Raw genomic sequence first — 23,990 nt, forward strand, 5'->3', positions numbered from 1 at the left:
TCCCCTAGATGAATACGGCTGTCCGACGTGGGCTTCACTGAAGGGAACGCGCCGCGCGACGGCCGCGTTCCCGACCAGCTCCCCCCAGACGCTACCTTCCGGCCACGCCCCCGTCCCGTGGGGGCTGTCCCGGGTGCCGGTATCGTTGCTGGCGGCCGGCCGGTTCGTAGACTTCCCCGTATCACGGGGCGCGAAGCATTCGTATGAATGGACAAGCCGCCGTACAACCGCTTCTTCGAGAAAGGGCCCCACCGTGGCCGCCAAGCCCGTGGCCAAGCGCCTCGTCGTGCTGGTCTCCGGATCCGGCACCAATCTCCAGGCGCTGCTGGACGAGATCGACCGCGTCGGCGCCGAGGCCTACGGCGCCGAGGTCGTGGCCGTCGGTGCGGACCGGGAGGGCGTCGAAGGGCTCGCTCGCGCCGAGCGGGCCGGGCTCCCCACCTTCGTGTGCAAGGTCAAGGACCACGCGAACCGGGCCGAGTGGGACGCGGCCCTCACCGAGGCCGTCGCCGCGCACCGGCCCGACCTCGTCGTCTCCGCCGGGTTCATGAAGATCGTGGGGAAGGAGTTCCTCGCGCGGTACGGCGGGCGGTTCGTGAACACCCATCCCGCCCTGCTGCCCAGTTTCCCGGGAGCCCACGGCGTGCGGGACGCGCTCGCGTACGGCGCCAGGGTCACCGGCTGCACCGTCCACTTCGTCGACGACGGCGTCGACACCGGACCGATCATCGCCCAGGGCGTGGTCGAGGTCCGGGACGAGGACGACGAGAGCGCTCTGCACGAGCGCATCAAAGAAGTCGAGCGAAGGCTGCTCGTCGAGGTCGTGGGGCGGATCGCCCGCAACGGCTATCGCATCGAGGGACGAAAGGTAGTTATCCAGTGACCGCCGAGAGCAACAAGCGGCCCCTTCGCAGGGCGCTCGTCAGCGTCTACGACAAGACCGGCCTGGAGGAGCTGGCCCGCGGGCTGCACGAGGCCGGTGTCGAGCTGGTGTCCACCGGTTCCACCGCCGGCCGCATCGCCGGCGCCGGAGTCCCCGTCACCAAGGTCGAGGAGCTCACCGGCTTCCCCGAGTGCCTCGACGGCCGGGTCAAGACCCTGCACCCCAAGGTCCACGCGGGCATCCTCGCCGACCTGCGCCTCGACAGCCACCGCGAGCAGCTCGCCGAGCTGGGCGTGGAGCCGTTCGACCTCGTCGTCGTCAACCTCTACCCCTTCCGCGAGACCGTCGCCTCGGGCGCCTCGCCCGACGAGTGCGTCGAGCAGATCGACATCGGCGGCCCCTCGATGGTCCGCGCCGCCGCCAAGAACCACCCGTCGGTCGCCGTGGTCACCAGCCCCGCGCGGTACGCGGACGTCCTCGCCGCGGCCGCGGACGGCGGCTTCGACCTGGCCACCCGCAAGCGGCTGGCCGCCGAGGCCTTCCGGCACACGGCCGAGTACGACATCGCGGTCGCGAGCTGGTTCGCGAGCTCCTACGCGCCCCTCGACGACTCGGAGTTCCCCGACTTCCTCGGCGCCACCCTGGAGCGCAAGAGCACCCTCCGCTACGGCGAGAACCCGCACCAGCCCGCCGCGCTCTACGTCGACGGCACGGGCGTCGGTCTCGCCGAGGCCGAGCAGCTGCACGGCAAGGAGATGTCGTACAACAACTACACGGACACGGACGCCGCCCGCCGTGCCGCGTACGACCACGACGAGCCCTGCGTCGCGATCATCAAGCACGCCAACCCCTGTGGCATCGCGATCGGCACGGACGTCGCCGAGGCGCACCGCAAGGCGCACGCCTGCGACCCGCTGTCCGCGTTCGGTGGTGTGATCGCGGTCAACCGCCCGGTGTCGAAGGAGCTGGCGGAGCAGGTCGCCGAGATCTTCACCGAGGTCATCGTCGCGCCGGACTACGAGGAGGGGGCCCTCGAAGCCCTCGCCAAGAAGAAGAACATCCGGGTGCTCAAGGCCCCGGCCGCGCCCTCCCACCCCGCCGAGGTCAAGCCCATCGACGGCGGCGCGCTGCTCCAGGTGACGGACCGCCTCCAGGCCGACGGCGACGACCCGGCCAACTGGACGCTCGCGACCGGTGAGGCCCTCGACGCCGAGGAGCTGAAGGAACTCGCCTTCGCCTGGAAGGCGTGCCGGGCCGTGAAGTCCAACGCCATCCTGCTCGCCAAGGACGGCGCCTCGGTCGGTGTCGGCATGGGTCAGGTCAACCGGGTCGACTCCTGCAAGCTGGCCGTCGAGCGGGCGGGCGAGGAGCGGGCCCGCGGCTCCTACGCGGCCTCGGACGCCTTCTTCCCCTTCCCCGACGGGCCGGAGATCCTCATCGCCGCGGGCGTGAAGGCCATCGTCCAGCCCGGCGGTTCGGTCCGCGACGAGCTGGTCGTGGAGGCCGCGAAGAAGGCGGGCGTCACGATGTACTTCACGGGGACGCGGCACTTCTTCCACTGAGCCGGAAACGCCTGAGGGCCGCGTATCCCCCCCCAACTCGCGGGGAGACGCGGCCCTCGGGGCTGTATGGGGCTCAGTAGCGCTGGCGGTTGAACCAAGCCGCGCCGCTCGAGGCCATCATGGCCGCGGCCATCAGGCAGGCGACGGCGATCCACAGCAGCCCGTAGAGCACACCGGCGGGGGCGCCGTTGTTGGCCCCGCTGAGCAGAACGAGGACGCCGGCAACGGCGCCGAGAATGCCGTAGACCATCGTCGTGATGCGGATGCCCTGGCGCCCGCTGGACATCTTGACACCCAGCGTGATGGACAGTGGAACGAGAGCGAGGAAGAGCACACCGAAGAACTCAAACATGTGGATCACGTCGGAGACGGTCATGCTGGAGGAACTGGGGAGCCAGTAAGCGCTCGTTCCGTACTTGTCGCGGAGTTCGCTGGCTGCGGCGAAGCAGCCGATGCCGCTGAGAACCTGCCCGCCGGCCACGACGAAGAGCAGAACACGTGCGGTCATCACCAGACCCGGCATCGTCTGCGGCATCGAGTAGCCGCCGGGGTAGGCACCGTACGGGGGCTGCTGCGGGTAGCCGTAGCCCTGCGGCGGGACGCCGGGCTGCTGCGGGTAGCCGTAACCCTGGGGCGGGACGCCGGGCTGCTGCGGGTAGCCGTTACCCTGGGGCGGCGCTGGCGGCTGCGGAGGCGGCGGGCCGTAGGGGTTGTTCGGGTCGCCGAAACTCATGGCGTCTTTTCCTCCGATGTCCAAGTGCGGAGACGACGAGCTGCACGGTTCGGAGGAGAGTTCTACAGATGCGGTCCGTCCCCCCGGTACTGCCCGCGGCACTGTGTACTCATCGTTCTTTAGCGGACTCTTACTTGTCCAGCCGCATTCGCGATGTGTTGTGCAAGTGCAACATCATCGATCAAGGTCGGACATGGGTGGCGGTGACCTGAAGCGTCCCCGGGACCCCCGGATCGGCACCCGGATTGGAACAGGGAGGCCGTCATCCGCGAGGATGGGACCATGACCGCCCAGATTCTCGATGGCAAGGCCACCGCAGCCGCGATCAAGTCCGATCTGACCGCCCGCGTGGCGGCGCTGAAGGAGAAGGGCGTCACGCCCGGCCTCGGCACGATCCTGGTCGGGGACGACCCCGGCAGCCAGAAGTACGTAGCCGGCAAGCACCGCGACTGCGCCCAGGTCGGCATCGCCTCCATCCAGCGCGAGCTGCCCGGCACGGCGACGCAGGAGGAGATCGAGGCGGTCGTCCGGGAGCTGAACGAGGACCCCGCGTGCACCGGCTACATCGTCCAGCTGCCGCTGCCCAAGGGCATCGACGAGAACCGCGTCCTGGAGCTGATGGACCCGGGCAAGGACGCGGACGGCCTGCACCCGATGAACCTCGGCCGTCTCGTTCTCAACGAGCCGGCCCCGCTGCCCTGCACCCCCAACGGCATCCTCACCCTGCTGCGCCGCCACGGCGTGGAGATCAAGGGCGCCGAGGTCGTGGTCGTCGGCCGCGGCGTGACCATCGGCCGCCCGATGCCGCTGCTGCTCACCCGGCGCAGCGAGAACGCCACGGTGACCCAGTGCCACACGGGCACGCGGGACCTGTCGGCCCACCTGAAGCGGGCGGACATCATCATCGCGGCCGCCGGCGTGGGCCACCTGATCCGGCCCGAGGACGTCAAGCCGGGCGCGGCCGTCCTCGACGTCGGTGTCTCCCGCGACGCTCAGGGGAAGATCGTCGGCGATGTGCACCCCGGCGTCGCCGAGGTGGCCGGCTGGATCTCCCCGAACCCGGGCGGCGTGGGCCCGATGACCCGCGCGCAGCTGCTCGTCAACGTGGTCGAGGCGGCGGAGCGCAGTGCCGGCTGAGGACACCCACGACACCCGCGACACCCGCGACACCCACGACACCCGCGAGAGCGCGGAGCCGACCGTCCGGGACGCGATCAGCGCACCCGACGCCGAGGGGCGGCCGAAGCGGGTCACGCGCCGCTTCCCGCTGTTCACCCGGGACACCGCGCGGCCCGAGGGCGGCGGCCGGGCCGCCTCCGGTGACGCGCCGGCGCCGGCCCGGCAGTGGCCGATGATCGCCGTCACCGCCCTGGTCGCGCTCGGTCTGCTGCTGACCGCGTTCGACCTGTTCCGGCTGGGCACCCTGATGGTCGGCTCGGCCCTGCTCGCGGGCGCCGCCCTGCGCTGGGTCCTGCCCGGCGTCGGCATGCTCGCGGTCCGCTCCCGCTTCACCGACATAGTCACCTACGGCGTGCTCGGCCTCGCGATCGTCCTCCTGGCGATGATGGCCCAGCCCAAGCCGTGGCTGGAGATCCCCTTCCTGAAGGACACGCTGCACTTCACGATGACCCACTAGGCCACGCCGTACGTCGTTTCCCTATTTCGGGTGACCACTTCGGGGATATGCCGCGAAGTAGTCATACAACCGGGCTAACGTGTCCAATCGGACGGTCCGGCGGGCTGTGCTGCCCACGGCGTGCGGCGGTGTGGGCCCGACGGGTCGATGCACCCGTGCGCCCCCCGCCCGGGAACTGCGCCCCGGAGTGAGCGCATCCCTGTGGGTAGCCAGAACGGGGACTGGAGGGGGCCCGCGCCCGTGGGGGCGGCGTGGGACCAGCGGCACCGACTGGGGAAGAGGGGGGAACCGATGCCTCGTTGGAAAGCCTTGCCGGACGAGATCGATCCGCAGGTGAAGGAGTTCACCGGGCAGTTGCGGCGGCTGGTGGACCGCAGTGGACTGGGCATCGCTGCCTTGGCCGACCGCACGGGCTACAGCAAGACGTCCTGGGAGCGTTACCTGGGTGGCCGGCTCCTCGCGCCCAAGGGAGCGGTCGTCGCGCTCGCCGAGGCGACGGGCACCGATCTTGTTCATCTGACCACCATGTGGGAGCTGGCCGAGCGCGCCTGGAGCCGCTCGGAGATGCGCCACGACATGACCATGGAGGCGAGCCGGATCTCCCAGGCGCGGGCCGCGCTAGGGGAGTTCGGGCCGCCCGCGGCGACCGGGGGCGGCGGGGCCAGGGCCGCCCGCTTCGGCGGCAGCGCGACCGTGACCCCGGGCATCGCGGGTCCCGCGGGCGTGTCGCCCACGATCCCGCCCCAGCCGACGGCGCCGGACGCGGACGCGCGGGAGGCCGCCGGGAACGGCCGCGTCCCGAACGGCAGGGCGGCGCCGGGCTCGTACGATTCGCCCGGTGAGCCCCCACGGCAGCCCGACGGTCCTTCGGAGGGCAGACGACGGCTGACGATGTTCCTCGCGGGCGCCCTCGCCGCGCTCGCCGTCATCGCCGCCGTCTTCTTCCTCACCGACGGTGGCGGCAAGGGCGGCAAGGGCGCGGCCGGGTCGTCCTCCCCGTCCGCCACCACCCACCACGATCTGCCCGCGGGCGTGAAGTGCGCGGGCGGCGACTGCACCGGCAAGGACGCGGAGAGCATGGGGTGCAGCGGCGACCTCGTCAGCACCGTCAGGACCGCCGCCGTGGGCACCACCGTCGTCGAGGTCCGCTACAGCAGGACGTGCCGGGCGGCGTGGGGGCGCATCACCGGGGCCGCACCGGGGGACACGGTGCAGGTGAGCGCGGGGGCGCACAAGGAGACCGGGTCCGTCACACAGAACGGGGACACGATCGCCTACACCCCGATGACGGCCGTACGCGACGCCTCCGCGGTGAAGGCGTGCGTGACGCTGGCCTCGGGGCGGCGGGGGTGCACGAAGTAGCGGTGTCGCGCGGCGGCCGGAGCGTCCGGCACCCGGGTGCTCACCTGTCCGGGAGAAAAGATTCAGGGTGGCACGCATGGCCGCCGGAATTCTGGGCACGCGAACGTTACCCCCACGGGAGTCCGGCCACGGTCCCCCGATCGGCGGCCGTCTCTGTTCCTCCTCTCCCGGACAGGCGGCCGCCTTTTCGGTTCGGTCGCGGCGGCAGCGGCGCGCGGCGCGGCCCTTGTGGGGTGGGCCACACGAGCCCCGGCCGTTCGTGATCCCGGATGCGCGATAGCCTGACCGCTGGATCTCTCTTGATACCAAGAGATCGATCATTTGCACGTCCCACCCGGGGCAGGGACGCCCCACCGCCAGCTGTCATACGGAGAACGCCATGACCCGCACTCCCGTGAACGTCACCGTCACCGGCGCGGCCGGCCAGATCGGTTACGCCCTGCTCTTCCGCATCGCCTCCGGCCAGCTGCTCGGCGCGGACGTGCCGGTCAAGCTGCGTCTGCTGGAGATCACCCCGGCGCTCAAGGCCGCCGAGGGCACGGCCATGGAGCTGGACGACTGCGCGTTCCCGCTCCTTCAGGGCATCGACATCACGGACGACCCGAACGTGGCCTTCGACGGTGCCAACGTGGCTCTGCTCGTCGGCGCCCGGCCCCGTACCAAGGGCATGGAGCGCGGCGACCTGCTCTCCGCCAACGGCGGCATCTTCAAGCCGCAGGGCAAGGCCATCAACGACCACGCCGCGGACGACATCAAGGTCCTCGTCGTCGGCAACCCGGCCAACACCAACGCGCTGATCGCGCAGGCCGCCGCCCCGGACGTACCGGCGGAGCGCTTCACCGCGATGACCCGCCTCGACCACAACCGCGCGCTGACCCAGCTCGCGAAGAAGACGGGCACCACGGTCGCCGACATCAAGCGCCTGACGATCTGGGGCAACCACTCCGCCACCCAGTACCCGGACATCTTCCACGCCACGGTCGCCGGCAAGAACGCCGCCGAGGTCGTCAACGACGAGAAGTGGCTGGCCGAGGACTTCATCCCGACCGTCGCCAAGCGCGGTGCAGCGATCATCGAGGCCCGCGGTGCCTCGTCGGCCGCCTCCGCCGCCAATGCCGCCATCGACCACGTGTACACCTGGGTCAACGGCACCGCCGAGGGCGACTGGACCTCCATGGGCATCCCCTCGGACGGCTCCTACGGCGTCCCGGAGGGCCTGATCTCCTCCTTCCCGGTCACCACCAAGGACGGCAAGTACGAGATCGTCCAGGGCCTGGACATCAACGAGTTCTCCCGCGGCCGCATCGACGCCTCCGTCAAGGAGCTCGAGGAGGAGCGCGAGGCGGTCCGCGGCCTCGGCCTCATCTGAGCCGCGCGCGTCTTTCCGTACGGGCCCCCTTCCGGTTTCTTCCGGAAGGGGGCCCGCGCCCGTTTTCACCGCTACCGTCAAGAGCAGTGCACAGTACGGTGATTCGGGGGGTTCGCGATGAGCGGACGCAGCAGTCAGGACGGGCCCGAGCGCGAGCCGGGCGAGGAGAGAGGCCAGGCGCCCTGGGCCGCCGGTGAGCCGGACCCCGCGCCGCCGTGGGCGTCGGCGCAGACCCAGACCGCCCAGTCGCCCCCGCCGTGGGCGGACCGGGCAGCGGCCGACCGCCGCCGCGAGGACCCCGCGCCCCCGGCCACCGACCGGCAGCGGTACCAGGACGGTGACGTGCCCCCGCCGCCGCACCCGTGGGCATCGTCCGGCCCCTACGCCGGCGTCCCCGCGTCCCCGGTCCAGCCGCCGGCCCAGCCACCCGTGCCGCCGGCCTGGACGCCACCGCCGGCCACGCCCGTCTATGCCCCGCCCGCCTATGCCCCGCCCTCCGCACCCCGGCGTGCCACCGGCCGCCTGGCCGTCCTGGTCACCGTGTTGGTCCTGGTCGCGGCAGGCTCCTTCCTGGGGGTCTGGTACCTCGGCCGCGATCACGGCGGCGACGGAACCGGCGCGCAGTCCGGCCCCGGGCCCGACGCCGGCGTCTCCGAGTCGGCCCCCAGGACCTCGCCGCCCGCGTCGACCGCCTCGGGCTCGACGCTTGAGTCCCCGTCGGTGCCCGAGGGCTACCGCCTCGCCCACGACCCGGTCGGCTACACCCTCGACGTCCCCGAGGGCTGGAAACGCAGGCAGAAGCAGGGCGAGAAGGCCATGGTGGTGTTCTACGACTCCCCGTCCGACGGCCGTCAGTTGCAGATCTTCGAACTGTCCGAGTCCAGCCCCGCCGAGTCCCTGGACCTGGCCGAGAACGACTCCGTCTACGGCTACTCGCACCAGCCCGGCTACGAGGCCCACGACCGCACGTCCGGGGACACCTGGTCCGAGCTGACGTACCGCTACGACGACAAGGACAAGGGCGCCCGCCAGGTCATCGACCACCGCTTCCGGGCCGCCGACGGCACACTGTTCGCGATCCGCTCCAGCGGCCCGGAGAGCCTGTCCTCCGGCCTGGTCCGCGCGCCGCTCACCACGGCCGTGTCGTCCTTCTGCCCGACCGGCGCCTCCTGCGCGTAGCCGTCACTCCAGCCCGCGCCTGCCCGGCGCCCAGAACGGTTTGGTGAGGACCGCCCGCCGGTCCCAGCCCGCCTCCCGCACGAGCACCTGCCGTACCGCCTGTGCGGTCCGCGCCTCGCCGGCGACGTACGCGACGCCGCCGGGTTCGGGAGCGAGCCGCCGTACCGCCTCCGGCAGCGAAGTACCGCCCCTCTCCAGCCACTCGAGTCTGTCGGCATGGGCCGGCGGCAGCCGGCCCGCCGCCGTCTCCGTCTCGACGCAGCCCGTGATCCGTGCGTCCTCGGGGAGCGCCGCCAGCATCGCCCCGAAGGCGACGGAGGCCGTCTCCTCCCCGACGAAGACGTGGTGCGTGGCGTCCGGGCGCAGTACGAAGGAGCCCTCCGGTCTGCCCAGCCGCACCTGGTCGCCCACCCCGGCGGTCCGCCCCCACCGCGCGCCGGGCCCCGCCCCCGGATGGTCCAGCACGCACAACTCGACGGCGCCGGCGGGCTTGTAGCGCCACACCGAGTACGTACGACGGGTCAGCCCGCCGCCGACCAGCACCCGCACCTGCTGTCCGGGCCGCACCTCGAGACCGGCGAGCCCGTCGCCCTCGATACGCAGCCGGCGCATACGGGCGGCGATCGGGTCGGTGGCCGTGACGGTCCCGCGCAGCATCAGCAGATCGAGGACGGGGTTCAGCAGGGCGGGCATGGAGGCTCCAGGAGGGAAGGCGACCGGACGGCGAACAGGGGCTCAGGACCGACCGGAACGCGACAGTACGCGTTCCGGGCCGGACGCGATAGTGCGCGAGCCGCTCCGTCCGTCGTACCCGGCCACCACGACCGCCGTCGCCGCCAGCACCACCAGGGCGACCGTGCGCAGGGCCGGGCCCATGCCGTCGGCCAGGTCGGCGTGGGAGGAGAGGACCGTGCCGGTGACCGCGACGCCCAGGGCCGCGCCGATCTCCCGGGCCGAGGTGCCGAGCCCGGAGCCGAGGCCCGCCTGGTGGGGCGGGAGCGAGGAGACGACGCCGAGTGTCAGGGCGGGCATGGACAGCCCGGTGCCGACCGAGATGACCAGCAGCCAGCAGGCCCACGTCCAGTACGGCGTGCCCGCGTCGGCGGTGGACGCGCCGAGCAGTCCGAGGCCGATGAGGGCGAGACCGGTGCCGACGACCGGGCGGGGGCGGGCCGCCCAGCGGGCGGCGAGCTTGGGGACGAGTGCCATGCCGACGGTCAGCGGCATGATCGCGACGCCGGTGAGGGCGGCGCCGAAGCCGTGGACCTCTTGCAGGTACTGGGAGTTGACGTAGAAGAGGGAGAACAGACCGAAGAAGCCGGTGGCCGTACCGAGCGTGGCCGAGCGCAGCCGGGGCGAGACGAAGACGCGAGGGTCGAAGAGCGGCGCGGGCGAGCGCAGGGCGTGGGCGGTGAAGGCGGCGACCAGCAGTGCGCCCGCGGCGAAGGCACCCAGGATGCGCGCGGAGGTCCAGCCGTGGGCCGGGCCCTCGATGATGCCGAAGAGGAGCGCGACCAGGCCCGCCGTGAGCAGGAGGGTGCCGAGGGGGTCGAGGTTGCTGCGCGCGGCGCGGTCCGTGCGCGGGGTGGTGACGGCCACCGCGAGGGCGAGGAGCGCGGCCAGCGGGACCATCGCGGCGAACAGGGCCCGCCAGGACAGGAACTGGCCGACCAGGCCGCCGCCGAGGTTGCCCGCGGCGCCGCCCAGGCCCACGGCCAGGGTCCAGGAGGCCATCGTGCGGGCGCGGTGCTCCGGGGCGGCCAGGTGCACCAGGATCGACAGGGTGGCCGGGGTGATCAGCGCCGCCCCGGCGCCGGACAGGCCGCGGCCGGCGATCAGCACGGCCGGGTCGGTGGCGAGCGCGCTGGTGCCGGCGCCCGCCGCGAACAGGGCGAGCCCGGTGAGCAGGGCGCCCTTGCGGCCGTACCGGTCGCCCAGCGCGCCCGCCGGGATGAGGAGTCCGGCGAAGGCGATGACGTAGGCGTCGACCGTCCACAGGATCTCGCTGTGCGAAGGATGCAGCGAGGAGGAACCCAGCTGCGGGATGAGGAGGTTGATGGCGGCGACCATGCTCTGCGCGACGAGTACGCAGGCGCACAGTGCCAGCAGGGTCGGGCGTTTCAGGGCGTGCGCGGGCACGGCTCCTCCCGGGAGCTCGGTGGGTGGTGTGGATTGCCTTGTCACCGTAGGCTCGGCCGTGACCTGCTTTCCAGTGCAACCTTCGCAAGGAACAATTGCGTATGACGCAATCCGCGGAATCCGCGGGCTCACCGGCCGGGATCGATCTGAATCTGCTCCTCGCGCTGGACGTCCTCCTCGAGGAACAGAGCGTCCAGGGCGCCGCCCGTCGCCTGCACCTCTCCGAACCGGCGATGAGCCGCACCCTGGGCCGCATCCGCAAGGCGCTCGGGGATCCGGTGCTGGTCCGCGCCGGCCGCCGGATGGTGCCCACGCCGCACGCCCTGGCCGTACGCGCCGAGGTGAGCGCGGTGGTGGAGCGGGCCCGCGCCCTGTTCGCGCCGGGCCGCGACACCGATCTGCGTACGGTCTCCCGCACCTTCACGATCCTCGGCCCCGACGCGATCGCCGCCGCGCTCGGCGTGGCGCTGTTCGCCCGCGCCGCCGAGGAGGCCCCCGGCATCCGCATCCGCTTCCTCGCCGAGAGCCACATGGACGCGCCGTTCCTGCGCCAGGGCACGGCCGACCTGGAGGTCGGCGTGATCGACACGGCCACACCCGAGGTGCACGTGGAAACCCTGTGCGAGGACCGGATGGTCGGGGTCGTACGGGCCGGACACCCGCTCCTCACCGGCGAGTTGTCCCCTCAGCGGTACGCCATGGAGGCCGATCACCTCAACGTCTCGCGGCGCGGCAGGCTGCACGGCCCGATCGACGCCGCGCTGGCCGAACTCGGCCTGGAGCGCCGGGTGGTGGGCACCGTCGGCACCTTCCCGGCCTCGCTCTTCGTCCTCCGCGACACCGACCTGGTCGGCCTGGTCAGCTCCTGGGGCCTGCCCCTGGCCTCCGCCCTCGGCCTGGTCACCTTCGAGGTACCGCTTCCCCTCCCGGTGCTGCGGCTGGGCCTGGCCTGGCACCCCCGCCACGACGCCGACCCGGCCCACGCCTGGCTGCGCGCCCGCGTACGGGATCTGATGCGTCAGTGGCCGGCGGCCCTGGTCCCGGCGGCTGCCGGGACGCGAGCTCGCGCGCCGTGGGACGCGGTGGACCGGGGCGCCGACCCCGACTGAATGCGGCGCTCGGCCGCCTGCACGTCCGGGAGGCGGGCGCCGAGGCGGGCGCCGACTGCCGTGCGCGTACACCAGCCGTAGCGGAGTCACCCGGCTGCGGCTGCCACGCCGTTCCACGGACCGTCTTGTGTCAATTTGCCCGCATTTTCAGTGACGCAGCACACTTTCGGCCACCGATTGCGCATGCAATCCCGAGGCCCGGGCAGGCGGACACGGTCCCCGAGAGTGACACGTGTGTGACACACCGGAGTTGAACAGGAACGGAAGGCAACAGCGAGCATGGCGACGACAACGGAACGACAGGCAAGGGCGACGATCCATGCCGGGGGCGAGTGGCTGGAAGCGGTCTCCGGCGCGACCCGCGAGATCCTCGACCCCGCGGACGCCCTGCCCTTCGCCGTGGTCGCGGAGGGTGACGAGAAGGACGCGGAGGTCGCGGTGGCCGCCGCCCGCCGTGCCTTCGACGAGGGGCCGTGGCCGCGTACGCCGGTCGCCGAGCGCGCGGCCCTGCTGCGCCGGGTGGCCGGCCTCCTCGTGCGCGACCGCGAGGAACTCGGCCTGCTGGAGAGCCGGGACGCGGGCAAGACCGTCGAGGAGGGCCGCGTCGACATCGACTGTGTCGCCGACGCCTTCCGCTACTTCGCCGACCTCGTCGCCGGCGAGGCCCCCGGCCGGGTCGTCGACGCGGGCTCGCCCGACGTCCACAGCGTCGTCGTGCACGAGCCCATCGGCGTCTGCGCGCTGATAACCCCCTGGAACTACCCCCTCCTCCAGGCCAGTTGGAAGATCGCCCCGGCTCTCGCCGCGGGCAACACCTTCGTCGTCAAGCCCAGCGAGATCACCCCGCTGACCACCATCGCCCTGATCGAGCTGCTGGCGGAGGCCGGGCTCCCGGCCGGCGTGGCCAACATCGTCACCGGCCCCGGCCACACCGTCGGCGCCCGCCTCGCCGAGCACCCCGATGTCGACCTGGTCTCCTTCACCGGCGGCCTGGTCAGCGGCACCAAGGTCGCCCAGGCCGCCGCCCCGACTGTCAAGAAGGTCGCCCTCGAACTCGGCGGCAAGAACCCCAACGTCGTCTTCGCCGACGCCTGCGCCACCGACGAGGGCTTCGACACCGCCGTCGACCAGGCCCTCAACGCCGCCTTCATCCACAGCGGCCAGGTCTGCTCGGCCGGCGCCCGCCTCATCGTCGAGGAGTCCGTCCGGGACCGCTTCGTCGCCGAACTCGCCCGCCGCGCCGAGAAGATCCGCCTCGGCCGGGGCACCGACGACGGTGTGGAGTGCGGCCCGCTCGTCTCCGAGCAGCAGCGCGACAAGGTGGAGGCCTACGTCGAATCCGCCCTCTCAGAAGGCGCCGTGCTGCGCTCCGGCGGCAAGCGGCCCCGGCCCGGCGACACCCGCCCCGAGGCCGGCTACTTCTACGAGCCGACCGTCCTCGACCGCTGCCACCGCGAGATGAAGGTCGTCCGGGAGGAGGTCTTCGGCCCGGTCCTCACCGTCGAGGTCTTCCGCACGGAGGACGAGGCCGTGTTCCTCGCCAACGACACCGAGTACGGCCTCGCGGGCGCCGTCTGGACCGCCGACGCCGGCCGCGCCCGGCGCGTCGCCGGACGGCTGCGGCACGGCACCGTCTGGATCAACGACTTCCACCCCTATCTGCCGCAGGCGGAGTGGGGCGGCTTCGGCAAGAGCGGCGTGGGACGCGAACTGGGCCCCGCCGGACTCGCCGAGTACCGCGAGACCAAGCACGTCTACCAGAACCTGGCGCCGAAGCCGGTGCGCTGGTTCGCCGGCTGACCTCCGGCGTCCCGGGCCGGCTTCCCCACCAGCACGCCCTCCCCACCACGCCCCACCGCGGCCGCCCGCACCCGCGGAACACCCCGTCACCCCCGTCCCCCCGACTCCCCCGAGCGTTCCCCCACCCTGGAGTGAGCAGCCCCATGTCCGACAGTCCCCACGTCTACGACTACGTCGTGATCGGTGGCGGCACGGCAGGCTCCGTCATCGCCTCCCGCCTCACCGAGAACCCGGACGTCACCGTCGCCGTCATCGAGGGCGGTCCCAGCGACGTCGGCCGCGACGACGTCCTCACCCTGCGCCGCTGGATGGGCCTCCTCGGCGGCGACCTCGACTACGACTACCCCACCACCGAACAGCCGCGCGGCAACTCCCACATCCGGCACAGCCGCGCCCGCGTCCTCGGCGGCTGCTCCTCCCACAACACCCTCATCGCCTTCAAGCCCCTGCCGTCCGACTGGGACGAGTGGGAGGCCGCCGGCGCCAAGGGCTGGGGCCCCGTCCCCATGGAGGCCTACTACGCCCGCCTCCTCAACAACATCGTCCCGGTCGACGAGAAGGACCGGAACGCCATCGCCCGCGACTTCGTCGACGCCGCCCAGTCCGCACTCGGGGTACCCCGGGTCGAAGGCTTCAACCGCAAACCCTTCACCGAGGGCACCGGATTCTTCGACCTCGCCTACCACCCCGAGGACAACAAGCGCTCCAGCGCCTCCGTGGCCTATCTGCACCCGGTGATGGACGAGCGCCCCAACCTCACCGTCCTGCTGGAGACCTGGGCGTACAAGCTGGAGCTGGACGGCAACCACGCCCGCGGCGTGCACGTCCGCACCAAGGACGGCGAGGAGATCCTCGTACGGGCCCGCACCGAGGTCCTGCTGTGCGCCGGCGCGGTCGACTCGCCCCGCCTGCTGCTGCACTCCGGCATCGGTCCGAAGGCCGACCTGGAACGGCTCGGCATACCGGTCTCCCACGACCTGCCGGGCGTCGGCGAGAACCTCCTGGACCACCCCGAGTCGGTGATCGTCTGGGAGACGAACGGCCCGATCCCCGAGAACTCCGCGATGGACTCCGACGCCGGCCTGTTCGTGCGCCGCGACCCCCAACACGCGGGCCCCGACCTGATGTTCCACTTCTACCAGGTCCCCTTCACGGACAACCCCGAACGCCTGGGCTACCGGCGGCCGGAGTTCGGCGTCTCGATGACCCCGAACATCCCCAAGCCGAAGAGCCGCGGCCGCCTGTACCTGACCAGCGCCGACCCGTCGGTCAAGCCCGCCCTGGACTTCCGCTACTTCACCGACGAGGACGACTACGACGCCCGCACCCTCGTCGACGGCATCCGCATCGCCCGCGAGATCGCGAAGACCGAACCGCTCGCCGGCTGGCTGAAGCGCGAGGTCTGCCCGGGTCCGGAGATCCTCGGCGACGCCGAGCTCAGCGAGTACGCCCGCAAGGTCGCGCACACCGTCTACCACCCGGCGGGCACCTGCCGCATGGGTGCCGTCGACGACGAACTCGCCGTCGTCGACCCCGAACTGAAGATCCGCGGCCTCGACGGCATCCGCATCGCCGACGCGTCCGTGTTCCCGACCATGACCGCCGTCAACCCGATGATCGGGGTGCTGATGGTCGGTGAGAAAGCCGTCGACCTGATCGGAGGTGGTGTGCGATGACCGCCACACCCACCACACCCGCTACGCGTAAACCGCCCACCGACGACGCCCCCGTCTTCGCGGTGAACGGCCTGTGGAAGGTGTTCGGCCCCAAGGCCGACCGCGTCCCGGCCGACCCCGAGCTGACCGGCCTCCCGCCCGCCGAACTGCGCTCCCGCACCGGCTGCACGGCCGCTGTCCGCGACGTTTCCTTCGACGTCCGCAAGGGCGAGGTCTTCGTCGTCATGGGCCTGTCCGGCTCCGGCAAGTCCACCCTGGTGCGCTGTCTGACCCGGCTGATCGAACCGACCTCGGGCACCATCGCCATCGACGGCGAGGACGTCCGCTCCATGGACCGCACCCGGCTGCGTGAACTGCGCCGCCACCGCGCCGCCATGGTTTTCCAGCACTTCGGCCTGCTCCCGCACCGCACGGTCCTCGACAACGTGGCCTACGGACTGGAGATCCAGGGCGTCGGCCGCGCCGAGCGCCGGGCCCGGGCGAAGGAGGTCGTCGACAAGGTCGGCCTGAAGGGCATGGAAAAGCGCCGGCCCGCCCAGCTCTCCGGCGGCCAGCGGCAGCGCGTCGGCCTCGCCCGCGCGCTCGCCGTCGACCCCGAGGTGCTGCTCTTCGACGAGCCGTTCAGCGCCCTCGACCCGCTGATCCGGCGCGACATGCAGGACGAGGTGGTCCGCCTGCACCGCGAGGAGGGCCGCACGATGGTCTTCATCACCCACGACCTCACCGAGGCCCTCAAACTCGGCGACCGCATCGCCCTCATGCGCGACGGCGGCGTGGTGCAGCTCGGCACGCCGGAGGAGATCGTCGGCTCCCCGGCCGACGACTACGTCCGCGAGTTCGTCCGGGACGTGCCGCGCGAACAGGTCATGACCGTCCGCTCGGCCATGCGTCCCGGCGACTGCGGCGGCCCGGACCACCCGGGCGCGCTCCGGCCGGACATGGTCGTCGCCGACGCGATCAAGGCCGTGGCGGCCGACGGCAGGACGACGTGCGTGGTGGACCGGGGGCGGTGCCTCGGGGTGGTGGACGCGGACGCACTGCTCGGGTTCGTGGCCGGCAACCCCGCGGCCGCGAGCAGCCGTGCCGCCCGAGTGGCCGCACGGGCTCGGGAGAGGGCGGCCCTCCCGAAGCGCCGGCCGCAGACGCCGCCCGCCGGCACCGGCGCGGAGGTCGTCTGATGGCCACCGTCACCGCGAGCGCCCCGCGTCTCGCCCTCCCCGGCATCCTCAAACACCGCGCCACCCACAAACTCCTCCTGCTCGCCCTCGCCGCCGCGGTCCTCGTCCCTCTGGCCGATGCCCGCTGGCCGAGCGCCGCATGGCCGCACACGCTGACCGTCGACCTGGCCAAGCCGCTCTCCAGCGCCAGCGACTGGGTCATCGACAACCGGGACAGCCACCCGCTGTTCCTGTACTTCTTCGGCTACATCAGCAACGCGGTCGTACTCGCCGTACGCGCCGTGTACCTCACCCTGCTCGCCGCGGGCTGGGCCGGCGTCACCGCGTTCGGCGCGCTCGTCGCCTGGCGGGCCGCCGGGGTCCGGCTCGCGCTGGGCACGGCCGTCGCGTTCCTCGCCTGCGGTGTGCTCGGCATGTGGGTGCCGACCATGCAGACCCTCGCGCTGATGGTGGTCGCCGTCCTGGTCTCCGTGGCCGTCGGCTTCGTGCTCGGCCTGGGCGCCGGGCTCTCCGACCGCCTGAACCGCGCCCTGCGCCCGGTCCTGGACACCATGCAGGTGCTCCCGGCCTTCGCCTACCTGCTCCCGGTCGTCCTGGTCTTCGGCATCGGCGTCCCGGCGGCGGTCCTCGCCACCGTCGTCTACGCCGCCCCGCCCATGGCCCGCCTCACCGCGCTCGGCCTGCGCGGCGCCGACCCCGAGGTGCTGGAGGCGGTGGACTCGCTCGGCGCGACGGCCCGGCAGCGGCTGCTGACCGCGCGCATCCCGCTGGCCCGCAAGGAACTCCTCCTCGGCCTCAACCAGACGATCATGATGGCGCTGTCCATGGCGGTCATCGCCTCGGTCATCGGCGCCGGCGGCCTCGGTGACCGCGTCTACCAGGCGCTGGCCTCCGTCGACGTGGGCGCGGCCCTGTCGGCGGGCATCCCGATCGTGCTCCTCGCCGTCGTCCTGGACCGGGTCACCTGCGCGGCCGGGGACGGCACCTCCCGTCCCCGGACCACCGGCCGGCTGTACGCGGCGGCCGGCACCGTGGCCGTCGCCCTGGCCGCCCGCCTCCTGGGCCGTGCCGACTGGCCCGACGCCTGGACCCTGGACATCGCCGAACCCGTCAACCGGGCCGTCGACTGGATGACCGCGCACCTGTACACCGGCGTTCCGGTCGTCGGCGGCACCGCGGACTGGGCCGGCCACTTCACCACCTGGGTCCTCGACCCGCTGCGCTCCGGTCTCCAGTGGCTGCCCTGGTGGTCGGTGCTGCTGATCGTGGCCGCGCTGGCCTGGGTGATCGGCACCTGGCGCACCGCGCTGACCGCCGTGCTCGCGATGGCCGCGATCGGTGTGCTCGGCGTGTGGGAGCCGTCCCTGGACACCCTTTCGCAGGTCCTCGCGGCCGTCGCCGTCACCCTCGTCCTCGGCTTCGCCACCGGTATCGCCGCCGCCCGCAGCGACCGCTTCGAACGGGCGCTGCGCCCGGTCCTGGACGTCTTCCAGACCATGCCGCAGTTCGTGTACCTGATCCCGGTCGTCGCCCTGTTCGGCGTCGGCCGCGCCCCCGCCGTCGCCGCGGCCGTCGTCTACGCCCTCCCGGCCGTCGTACGGATCACCGCGCAGGGCCTGCGCCAGGTCGACCCGGCCGCGCTGGAGTCGGCCCGCTCGCTCGGCGCCACCGGCCGCCAGCAGCTCTGGCAGGTGCAGCTCCCGCTCGCCCGCCGGTCGCTGCTGCTGGCCCTCAACCAGGGCGTGGTCCTGGTCCTGGCCGTCGTCATCATCGGCGGCCTGGTCGGCGGCGGCGCCCTCGGCTACAACGTGGCCTTCGGACTCGCCCAGGGCGACCTCGCGACCGGTCTGGTGGCCGGCGCGGCGATCGTCTGCCTCGGCCTGGTCCTGGACCGGGTGACCCAGCCCACCGAACGCCGCGCGACGAAGGGAGCGTGACATGAGCCTCAACCGCAGGGCGGCCCTGATCGCCTCGGGCGCGGCGACCCTGTCGCTGCTCACCGGATGCGGCGCCGCCGACATGACCAAGCAGGCCTCGCCGTTCGCCAACGCGCAGGGGTCGAAGACGGTCACCCTGTCCGTGCAGTCCTGGGTCGGCGCCCAGTCCAACGTGGCCGTCGCCCAGTACCTGCTGAAGCACAAGCTCGGCTACCGCGTGGACACCGTCCAGGTCGACGAGGTCCCCGCCTGGGACGCGCTCAGCCAGGGCCGGGTCGACGCCATCCTGGAGGACTGGGGCCACCCCGACCAGGAGAAGCGGTACGTCGACGACAAGAAGACGATCGCGCGCGGCGGCGGACTGGGGGTGACCGGCCACATCGGCTGGTTCGTCCCGACCTACCTCGCCAAGCAGCACCCGGACATCACCGACTGGAGGAACCTCAACAAGTACTCCTCCCTCTTCCGCACCGCGGAGAGCGGCGGCAAGGGCCAGCTCCTGGACGGCTCCCCGTCGTACGTCACCAACGACAAGGCGCTGGTGAACAACCTCAAGCTGGACTACCAGGTCGTCTTCGCCGGCTCCGAGGCCGCCCAGATCACCCAGATGCGGCAGTTCGCCAAGGAGAAGAAGCCCTTCCTGACGTACTGGTACTCGCCCCAGTGGCTGTTCAAGAAGGTCCCGATGACCGAGGTGAAGCTGCCGCCGTACAAGGAGGGCTGCGACGCGGACGCGGCCAAGGTCGCCTGCTCCTACCCGCACACCCCGCTTCAGAAGTACCTCAACGCCGACTTCGCCAAGTCGGGCGGCAAGGCGGCCGCCTTCCTGAAGAAGTTCAACTGGACCACCGAGGACCAGAACGAGGTGTCCCTGATGATCGCCGACCAGAAGCTGACCCCGGAGGAGGCGGCGAAGAAGTGGGTGGACAGTCACCCCTCCACGTGGAAGGCGTGGCTGTCCTGACGGCCGGTGCAACCGCCGGGCGCCTGTAGCGGGCGCCCGGCGGATCAGAGCCCGAGGTAGCGGCTGAGCGCGTGCTCCACTTCGGCCATTTCGTCGCGGTCGAGGTAGTGGACGGGGTCGCCGTGGACGTACTGCACATCGACGGTGCGGATCTGGTCGACGAGCAGCCGGGTCCGTGTGCCGGCGATCTCCAGCTCCGGACGGAACACCGCGGGCTGCGCCCCAGTGGACGTCGGGATGATGGTCGCGACGTTCCACGGCATTGAGGAAGGGCTCATGACCAGGCCATACCGCTTGCCGCGCCGCTCGTGTCCCCGCTTGGCGTCGCCCAGATCCACCCGGTAGACGGCGCCCCGGATCACCAGGCCTCCTCTTCCTCGGAGAGGTCCTCGTCCGCGAGCCGTTCGGCCGCCGCCCGGGCCTCGGTCAGCCACACCTCGCGCTCCAGCAACCGCAGCGCGCGCCGGATCACGTCACTGGTACTGTCGCCGCTCTTCATGGCGGCCTTGATGATGCGCTCGTCCTCTTCGGTGGGCCGGAACCCTATGGTGCTCGCCATGCTTCGAGGCTAGCGTGATGTTCAGCAACTGTCCAACGAATGTACAACAAGGCGGCGTGGGGGCCTGCGCCCCGCTCACGGCCGGTAACCCCCCGGCGGGACGCGTCGGCTCACCATCAGCCGGTTCCAGCTGTTGATGGCGGTGATCAGGGCGATGAGGTGGGCGAGTTCGGGCTCGGTGAAGTGCTTGGCGGCCGTGGCGTACACCTCGTCCGGGACGAAGCCTCCCCCAGACTTCGTCCGGGAGGTGCCCCCAGTCAGCACGGTCACCGCCTCGGTCAGCGCCAGCGCCGCCCGCTCCCGCTCGCTGTGGAGGTCCTCCGCCTCCTCCCAGGCGTTCAGCAGCTGGATACGCTCCTCCGACTCCCCGTTCTTGCGGGCCACCTGGAGGTGCATGTCGAGGCAGAACGCACAGTGGTTGAGCTGTGAGGCGCGGATCATGACCAGTTCGGCGAGGGCCGGGTCGCCGAGCCCCTTCTTCGCGGCCGCGCTGAGCGCGGACATGGCCGTGCCGACTTCCCGGTCCAGCAGCTGCGTACGGCTCACTGGTGCTGCCCCGGCTGGTAGTGGCCCGGGGTCATCCGGGTGGTCACGCCGAACCGGTTCCACGCGTTGATCGTCGTGATCGCGGCGATCAGTTGGGCCAGTTCGGCCTCGTCGAACTGCTTGGCGGCCCGGTCGTACACCTCGTCCGGCACGAACCCGTCCGTCAGGACGGTGACCGCCTCGGTCAGCTCGATCGCCGCGAGTTCCTTCTCCGTGTAGAAGTGCCTCGACTCGTCCCACGCGTTGAGCTGCACGATCCGCTCGACGCTCTCGCCGGCCGCGAGGGCGTCCTTGGTGTGCATGTCGATGCAGAAGGCGCAGTGGTTGATCTGCGAGGCGCGGATCTTCACCAGCTCGTACAGCTTGGGTTCCAGGCCCTTCCTGGCGGCCGTGTCCAGCCGGACCATCGCCTTGTAGACCTCGGGGGCCAGCTGGGCCCAGCGGAGGCGCGGAGCCTGTTCGGGTGCGTATTCGATGGTTTCGACGGTTTCCTGTGTGCTCATGCCCTCGACCCTAGGAGCGATGCAGCCCAGGAGTATGGTCCATTTCCATGGCAGAAAACTGGGCCACTTTGGGTATCGACCTGCACCTGGAACCGGCCCGCTCGGGCGGCCTGCGCCGGGGCCTCACCGACGCCCTGCGGGACGCCGTCCGCACCGGCCGCCTCGCCCCCGGCACCCGGCTGCCCTCCTCCCGCACTCTCGCCGCCGACCTGGGCATCGCCCGCAACACGGTCGCCGACGCCTACGGCGACCTGGTCGCCGAGGGCTGGCTCACCGCCCGGCAGGGCTCGGGCACGCGAGTCGCGGACCGGACCGTGGTCCCGGCGGCCGGCAGCACGGCACCCCGCCGCCGTGAACCGCCCCGCCCGGCCTACAACCTCGTCCCCGGCACCCCCGACCTCGCCGCCTTCCCCCGCGCCGAATGGCTCAAGGCCGCCCGCCGCGCCCTGACCGCCGCCCCCAGCCACGCCCTCGACTACGGCGACCCACGGGGCCGTCCCGAGCTGCGCACCGCCCTCGCCGCCTACCTCTCCCGCTCCCGGGGCGTACGCGCCGACCCGGACGCCATCGTCGTCTGCGCCGGGTTCGCGCACGGTCTGCGGATCCTCGCCCGGGTGCTGCGGGCGCGCGGCGTGCGGACGGTGGCGGTGGAGTCGTACGGCCTCGACATCCACTGGAAGCTGCTGACCGACACGGGACTGACCACGCGCCCACTGCCGTACGACGAACTCGGCACCGACCCCCACGGACTGGGCTCCGCCGAGGCCGTGCTGCTCACCCCCGCCCACCAGTTCCCGATGGGCGTGGCACTGCACCCCGACCGGCGGGCGGCCGTCGTGGACTGGGCCCGGCACACCGGCGGGCTGGTCCTGGAGGACGACTACGACGGGGAGTTCCGCTACGACCGCCAGCCGGTCGGCGCCCTCCAGGGACTCGACCCCGACCACGTGGTCCACCTGGGCACCGCCAGCAAGTCCCTCGCCCCCGGCCTCCGGCTGGCCTGGATGGTGCTGCCGTCGGCGCTGGTCACGGAGGTCACGGCGGCCAAGGGCGGCATCGACACCTGCGGGGTGATGGACCAGCTGACCCTCGCCGAGTTCCTCACCTCCGGCGCCTACGACCGCCACGTCCGCGCCTCCCGCCTGCGCTACCGGCGGCGCCGGGACGCCCTGGTGGCCGAACTCGCCAGGAGGGCCCCCGCGGTCCGCGCCACCGGCATCGCGGCGGGCCTGCACGTGGTGCTGCGGCTCCCGCCGGGCACCGAACAGGCGACGCTGCGGGCGGCGGCCTGGCACGGCGTCGCGGTGCACGGCCTGAGCCGCTACCGGCATCCGGAGTCGACCACCGAGCAGCCGGACGCGCTCGTCGTGGGGTACGGGACACCCCCGGACCACGCGTGGTCCGGGGCACTGGACGCGCTGTGCGCGGCGCTGCCCGAATAATCGGACGTGTTTTCCTGTCCAGAATTCATTTCGGCGGACAGAGGTATTAGAGTCTCCCCATGAGCACTAGCGATTCGAGCACTAGCGATTCCATATCCCGCGTGGCCCTGAAGAAAATCACCCCCGACGTGTCCGCGGCCATGGGTGCACTGCACGGCGCCGCCGTTTCCGCCGCCCAGGACGCGAAGGTGGAACCGGAAATCCTGGAGCTGATCCGGATCCGCGCCTCGCAGATCAACGGCTGCGCCTTCTGCCTCGACATGCACACCAAGGACGCCCGCGCCCAGGGCGAGACCGAGCAGCGGATCTACGCCCTGAACGCCTGGCGGGAGACGCCCTTCTTCACCGGACGCGAGCGTGCCGCACTGGCGTTGACCGAGGCCGTGACGCTGGTGCACGACGGCCATGTGCCGGACGCGGTCTACGCCGAGGCCGCCGAGGTCTTCGACGAGAACCAGATCGCGGCACTGATCTGGGCGGCCACCGTCATCAACGCCTACAACCGGATCGCGATCGCGACCCGGATGGTTCCGGGGGGTTATCAGCCGGCTCAAAAATAAACGCGGAATACGGGCATCGGCGCCAATCGCCGATGCCCGTATTTTTTGTTTGTCTATTTCTCCGGCAGCGGCTCCATGACGCCGTCCAGCCATTCCCGCCATTCCGGCGCACGCACCGGAACGGCAGCCCGTACCGGCCCGCCCGTCCAGCCCGTCACCGGCCGGATGCCGTGCAGCGCGTTGACCAGCCACACCTCACGGCCGTCCAATTCCTCCACGGTCCGCTCTCGGTGTGCGACACGGACGCCGCTGCGCAGGGCCCGTTCCTGGATGAGGCCCACGGTCACCCCGGGCAGCACGGGCAGCCGCGGCTCGGGCAGGCACAGGGTGTCCTCCTCCCACCACAGCACGCTCGCGGTGGCCGCCTCCAGCACCACACCGGTCGGCGTCACCAGCACCGCTTCCTCGGCGCCCTCGCCGGTCGCCCGCCGCCGGACCCGGGCCAGGGCGTCCAGGTCCGGGCCCTTGCGGCGGGGGAGGGTCCGCGGATCGGACTGCCCCGCCGCCCACACCCTGATCTCGCTGCCGAGCGGCGGGGCGTGCCGCAGCAGCAGCCGCAACTCCCCGGAGCCCGCCGCGAGTTCCACCCGGGGGAACCACTCACCCGTGCGCGGCAGCGCCGCCGTCATGTCCTGCCAGAACTCCAGGAGCCGGCGCAGCGGCGGCCCGTCGCACTCGCCGCAGGCCCGCAGGAAGCGCTCCCGGTGCCGGTCGAGGCCGCGCACCCGGCCGTCGCGCACCAGCCAGGAGTCCGCGACGAGCAGCCGCCCGCCGTCCGCCGGACCGGCCGTCAGCCCACCACGGGGCGTCCACGTCAACAGACCTTCCATGGTCGCCGGTTGTGTCACAGCCG

At 72.1% G+C, this 23,990-nt stretch carries 23 protein-coding genes; 15 read left to right on the forward strand and 8 right to left on the reverse strand.

Going from position 1 to position 23,990, the window contains the following annotated elements:
* The first annotated feature begins 253 nt into the window (after positions 1 to 253).
* A complete protein-coding gene (gene purN / locus ACWGJM_RS08155) occupies positions 254 to 883 on the forward strand; it encodes a phosphoribosylglycinamide formyltransferase (RefSeq protein ID WP_453410822.1) in 630 nt (209 codons plus the stop codon).
* Positions 880 to 2,445, forward strand: coding sequence for a bifunctional phosphoribosylaminoimidazolecarboxamide formyltransferase/IMP cyclohydrolase (gene purH / locus ACWGJM_RS08160; RefSeq protein WP_453410823.1), 1,566 nt, complete (start codon positions 880 to 882; stop codon positions 2,443 to 2,445). The genes purN and purH overlap by 4 nt, the downstream gene beginning before the upstream one ends.
* Before the next feature lie 73 nt (positions 2,446 to 2,518).
* Here the strand turns inward: purH and ACWGJM_RS08165 are convergent, their stop codons facing one another.
* On the reverse strand, positions 2,519 to 3,178 hold the full coding sequence (locus ACWGJM_RS08165) for a hypothetical protein (protein ID WP_453410824.1): 660 nt from the start codon (positions 3,176 to 3,178) through the stop codon (positions 2,519 to 2,521).
* A 282-nt stretch (positions 3,179 to 3,460) separates the two neighbouring features.
* Here ACWGJM_RS08165 and ACWGJM_RS08170 point away from each other — a divergent pair, with 282 nt between their 5' ends.
* The 5 genes from ACWGJM_RS08170 to ACWGJM_RS08190 all read left to right on the forward strand — a co-directional run bounded on the left by ACWGJM_RS08170 (position 3,461) and on the right by ACWGJM_RS08190 (position 8,724).
* Positions 3,461 to 4,315, forward strand: a complete 855-nt coding sequence (locus ACWGJM_RS08170) for a bifunctional methylenetetrahydrofolate dehydrogenase/methenyltetrahydrofolate cyclohydrolase (RefSeq protein ID WP_132856184.1) — start codon at positions 3,461 to 3,463, stop codon at positions 4,313 to 4,315.
* Entirely contained in the window at positions 4,305 to 4,814 is a 510-nt protein-coding gene (locus ACWGJM_RS08175; protein WP_453410825.1) for a DUF3017 domain-containing protein, read from the forward strand. Before ACWGJM_RS08170 ends, ACWGJM_RS08175 begins: the two co-directional genes overlap by 11 nt.
* Before the next feature lie 291 nt (positions 4,815 to 5,105).
* Positions 5,106 to 6,176 carry a DUF2690 domain-containing protein gene (locus tag ACWGJM_RS08180; RefSeq protein ID WP_453410826.1) on the forward strand — a complete coding sequence of 357 codons (1,071 nt, stop codon included), beginning with the start codon at positions 5,106 to 5,108 and terminating at the stop codon, positions 6,174 to 6,176.
* A 379-nt stretch (positions 6,177 to 6,555) separates the two neighbouring features.
* Positions 6,556 to 7,545 carry a malate dehydrogenase gene (locus tag ACWGJM_RS08185; RefSeq protein ID WP_453410827.1) on the forward strand — a complete coding sequence of 330 codons (990 nt, stop codon included), beginning with the start codon at positions 6,556 to 6,558 and terminating at the stop codon, positions 7,543 to 7,545.
* Positions 7,546 to 7,662: 117 nt separating this feature from the next.
* Positions 7,663 to 8,724 carry a hypothetical protein gene (locus ACWGJM_RS08190; RefSeq protein WP_453410828.1) on the forward strand — a complete coding sequence of 354 codons (1,062 nt, stop codon included), beginning with the start codon at positions 7,663 to 7,665 and terminating at the stop codon, positions 8,722 to 8,724.
* A gap of 3 nt (positions 8,725 to 8,727) precedes the next feature.
* Here ACWGJM_RS08190 and ACWGJM_RS08195 read toward each other — a convergent pair whose 3' ends face one another.
* Together ACWGJM_RS08195 and ACWGJM_RS08200 are read right to left on the reverse strand one after the other, a co-directional pair.
* Complete coding sequence (locus tag ACWGJM_RS08195) at positions 8,728 to 9,417, reverse strand: siderophore-interacting protein (protein WP_453410829.1); 690 nt, start codon at positions 9,415 to 9,417, stop codon at positions 8,728 to 8,730.
* A gap of 42 nt (positions 9,418 to 9,459) precedes the next feature.
* Entirely contained in the window at positions 9,460 to 10,863 is a 1,404-nt protein-coding gene (locus ACWGJM_RS08200) for an MFS transporter (RefSeq protein ID WP_453410830.1), read from the reverse strand.
* Between the two features lie 101 nt (positions 10,864 to 10,964).
* Here ACWGJM_RS08200 and ACWGJM_RS08205 point away from each other — a divergent pair, with 101 nt between their 5' ends.
* From ACWGJM_RS08205 to ACWGJM_RS08230, 6 genes are all read left to right on the forward strand, one after another.
* The gene (locus tag ACWGJM_RS08205; RefSeq protein ID WP_453410831.1) at positions 10,965 to 11,972 is read left to right on the forward strand and encodes a LysR family transcriptional regulator; all 1,008 of its coding nucleotides are present in this window, start codon (positions 10,965 to 10,967) and stop codon (positions 11,970 to 11,972) included.
* A 279-nt stretch (positions 11,973 to 12,251) separates the two neighbouring features.
* Entirely contained in the window at positions 12,252 to 13,772 is a 1,521-nt protein-coding gene (locus ACWGJM_RS08210) for an aldehyde dehydrogenase family protein (RefSeq protein WP_453410832.1), read from the forward strand.
* A gap of 143 nt (positions 13,773 to 13,915) precedes the next feature.
* On the forward strand, positions 13,916 to 15,448 hold the full coding sequence (locus tag ACWGJM_RS08215; RefSeq protein ID WP_453410833.1) for a GMC family oxidoreductase: 1,533 nt from the start codon (positions 13,916 to 13,918) through the stop codon (positions 15,446 to 15,448).
* The gene (locus ACWGJM_RS08220) at positions 15,445 to 16,626 is read left to right on the forward strand and encodes a quaternary amine ABC transporter ATP-binding protein (RefSeq protein ID WP_453410834.1); all 1,182 of its coding nucleotides are present in this window, start codon (positions 15,445 to 15,447) and stop codon (positions 16,624 to 16,626) included. The genes ACWGJM_RS08215 and ACWGJM_RS08220 overlap by 4 nt, the downstream gene beginning before the upstream one ends.
* A complete protein-coding gene (locus ACWGJM_RS08225) occupies positions 16,626 to 18,563 on the forward strand; it encodes an ABC transporter permease (RefSeq protein WP_453410835.1) in 1,938 nt (645 codons plus the stop codon). Before ACWGJM_RS08220 ends, ACWGJM_RS08225 begins: the two co-directional genes overlap by 1 nt.
* A gap of 1 nt (position 18,564) precedes the next feature.
* Positions 18,565 to 19,527: an ABC transporter substrate-binding protein gene (locus tag ACWGJM_RS08230; protein ID WP_453410836.1), complete on the forward strand. Its 963-nt coding sequence runs from the start codon at positions 18,565 to 18,567 to the stop codon at positions 19,525 to 19,527.
* A gap of 44 nt (positions 19,528 to 19,571) precedes the next feature.
* Here ACWGJM_RS08230 and ACWGJM_RS08235 read toward each other — a convergent pair whose 3' ends face one another.
* The 4 genes from ACWGJM_RS08235 to ACWGJM_RS08250 all read right to left on the reverse strand — a co-directional run bounded on the left by ACWGJM_RS08235 (position 19,572) and on the right by ACWGJM_RS08250 (position 21,135).
* On the reverse strand, positions 19,572 to 19,889 hold the full coding sequence (locus ACWGJM_RS08235) for a type II toxin-antitoxin system PemK/MazF family toxin (protein WP_453410837.1): 318 nt from the start codon (positions 19,887 to 19,889) through the stop codon (positions 19,572 to 19,574).
* Positions 19,886 to 20,086, reverse strand: a complete 201-nt coding sequence (locus ACWGJM_RS08240) for a hypothetical protein (protein WP_453410838.1) — start codon at positions 20,084 to 20,086, stop codon at positions 19,886 to 19,888. The genes ACWGJM_RS08235 and ACWGJM_RS08240 overlap by 4 nt, the downstream gene beginning before the upstream one ends.
* Before the next feature lie 75 nt (positions 20,087 to 20,161).
* On the reverse strand, positions 20,162 to 20,632 hold the full coding sequence (locus ACWGJM_RS08245; protein ID WP_453410839.1) for a carboxymuconolactone decarboxylase family protein: 471 nt from the start codon (positions 20,630 to 20,632) through the stop codon (positions 20,162 to 20,164).
* Positions 20,629 to 21,135: a carboxymuconolactone decarboxylase family protein gene (locus ACWGJM_RS08250; RefSeq protein ID WP_453410840.1), complete on the reverse strand. Its 507-nt coding sequence runs from the start codon at positions 21,133 to 21,135 to the stop codon at positions 20,629 to 20,631. Before ACWGJM_RS08250 ends, ACWGJM_RS08245 begins: the two co-directional genes overlap by 4 nt.
* Positions 21,136 to 21,182: 47 nt before the next feature.
* On the opposite strand from ACWGJM_RS08250, the gene pdxR reads away from it, so the two are divergent.
* Together pdxR and ACWGJM_RS08260 are read left to right on the forward strand one after the other, a co-directional pair.
* Positions 21,183 to 22,577, forward strand: a complete 1,395-nt coding sequence (gene pdxR, locus ACWGJM_RS08255) for a MocR-like pyridoxine biosynthesis transcription factor PdxR (protein ID WP_453410841.1) — start codon at positions 21,183 to 21,185, stop codon at positions 22,575 to 22,577.
* A 59-nt stretch (positions 22,578 to 22,636) separates the two neighbouring features.
* Positions 22,637 to 23,137, forward strand: a complete 501-nt coding sequence (locus ACWGJM_RS08260; RefSeq protein ID WP_453410842.1) for a carboxymuconolactone decarboxylase family protein — start codon at positions 22,637 to 22,639, stop codon at positions 23,135 to 23,137.
* A 53-nt stretch (positions 23,138 to 23,190) separates the two neighbouring features.
* Here ACWGJM_RS08260 and ACWGJM_RS08265 read toward each other — a convergent pair whose 3' ends face one another.
* Positions 23,191 to 23,985, reverse strand: a complete 795-nt coding sequence (locus ACWGJM_RS08265) for an aminotransferase class IV (protein ID WP_453410843.1) — start codon at positions 23,983 to 23,985, stop codon at positions 23,191 to 23,193.
* Between the last annotated feature and the right edge of the window lie 5 nt (positions 23,986 to 23,990).

The sequence above is a fragment of the Streptomyces sp. NPDC054834 genome (genome assembly GCF_053611185.1).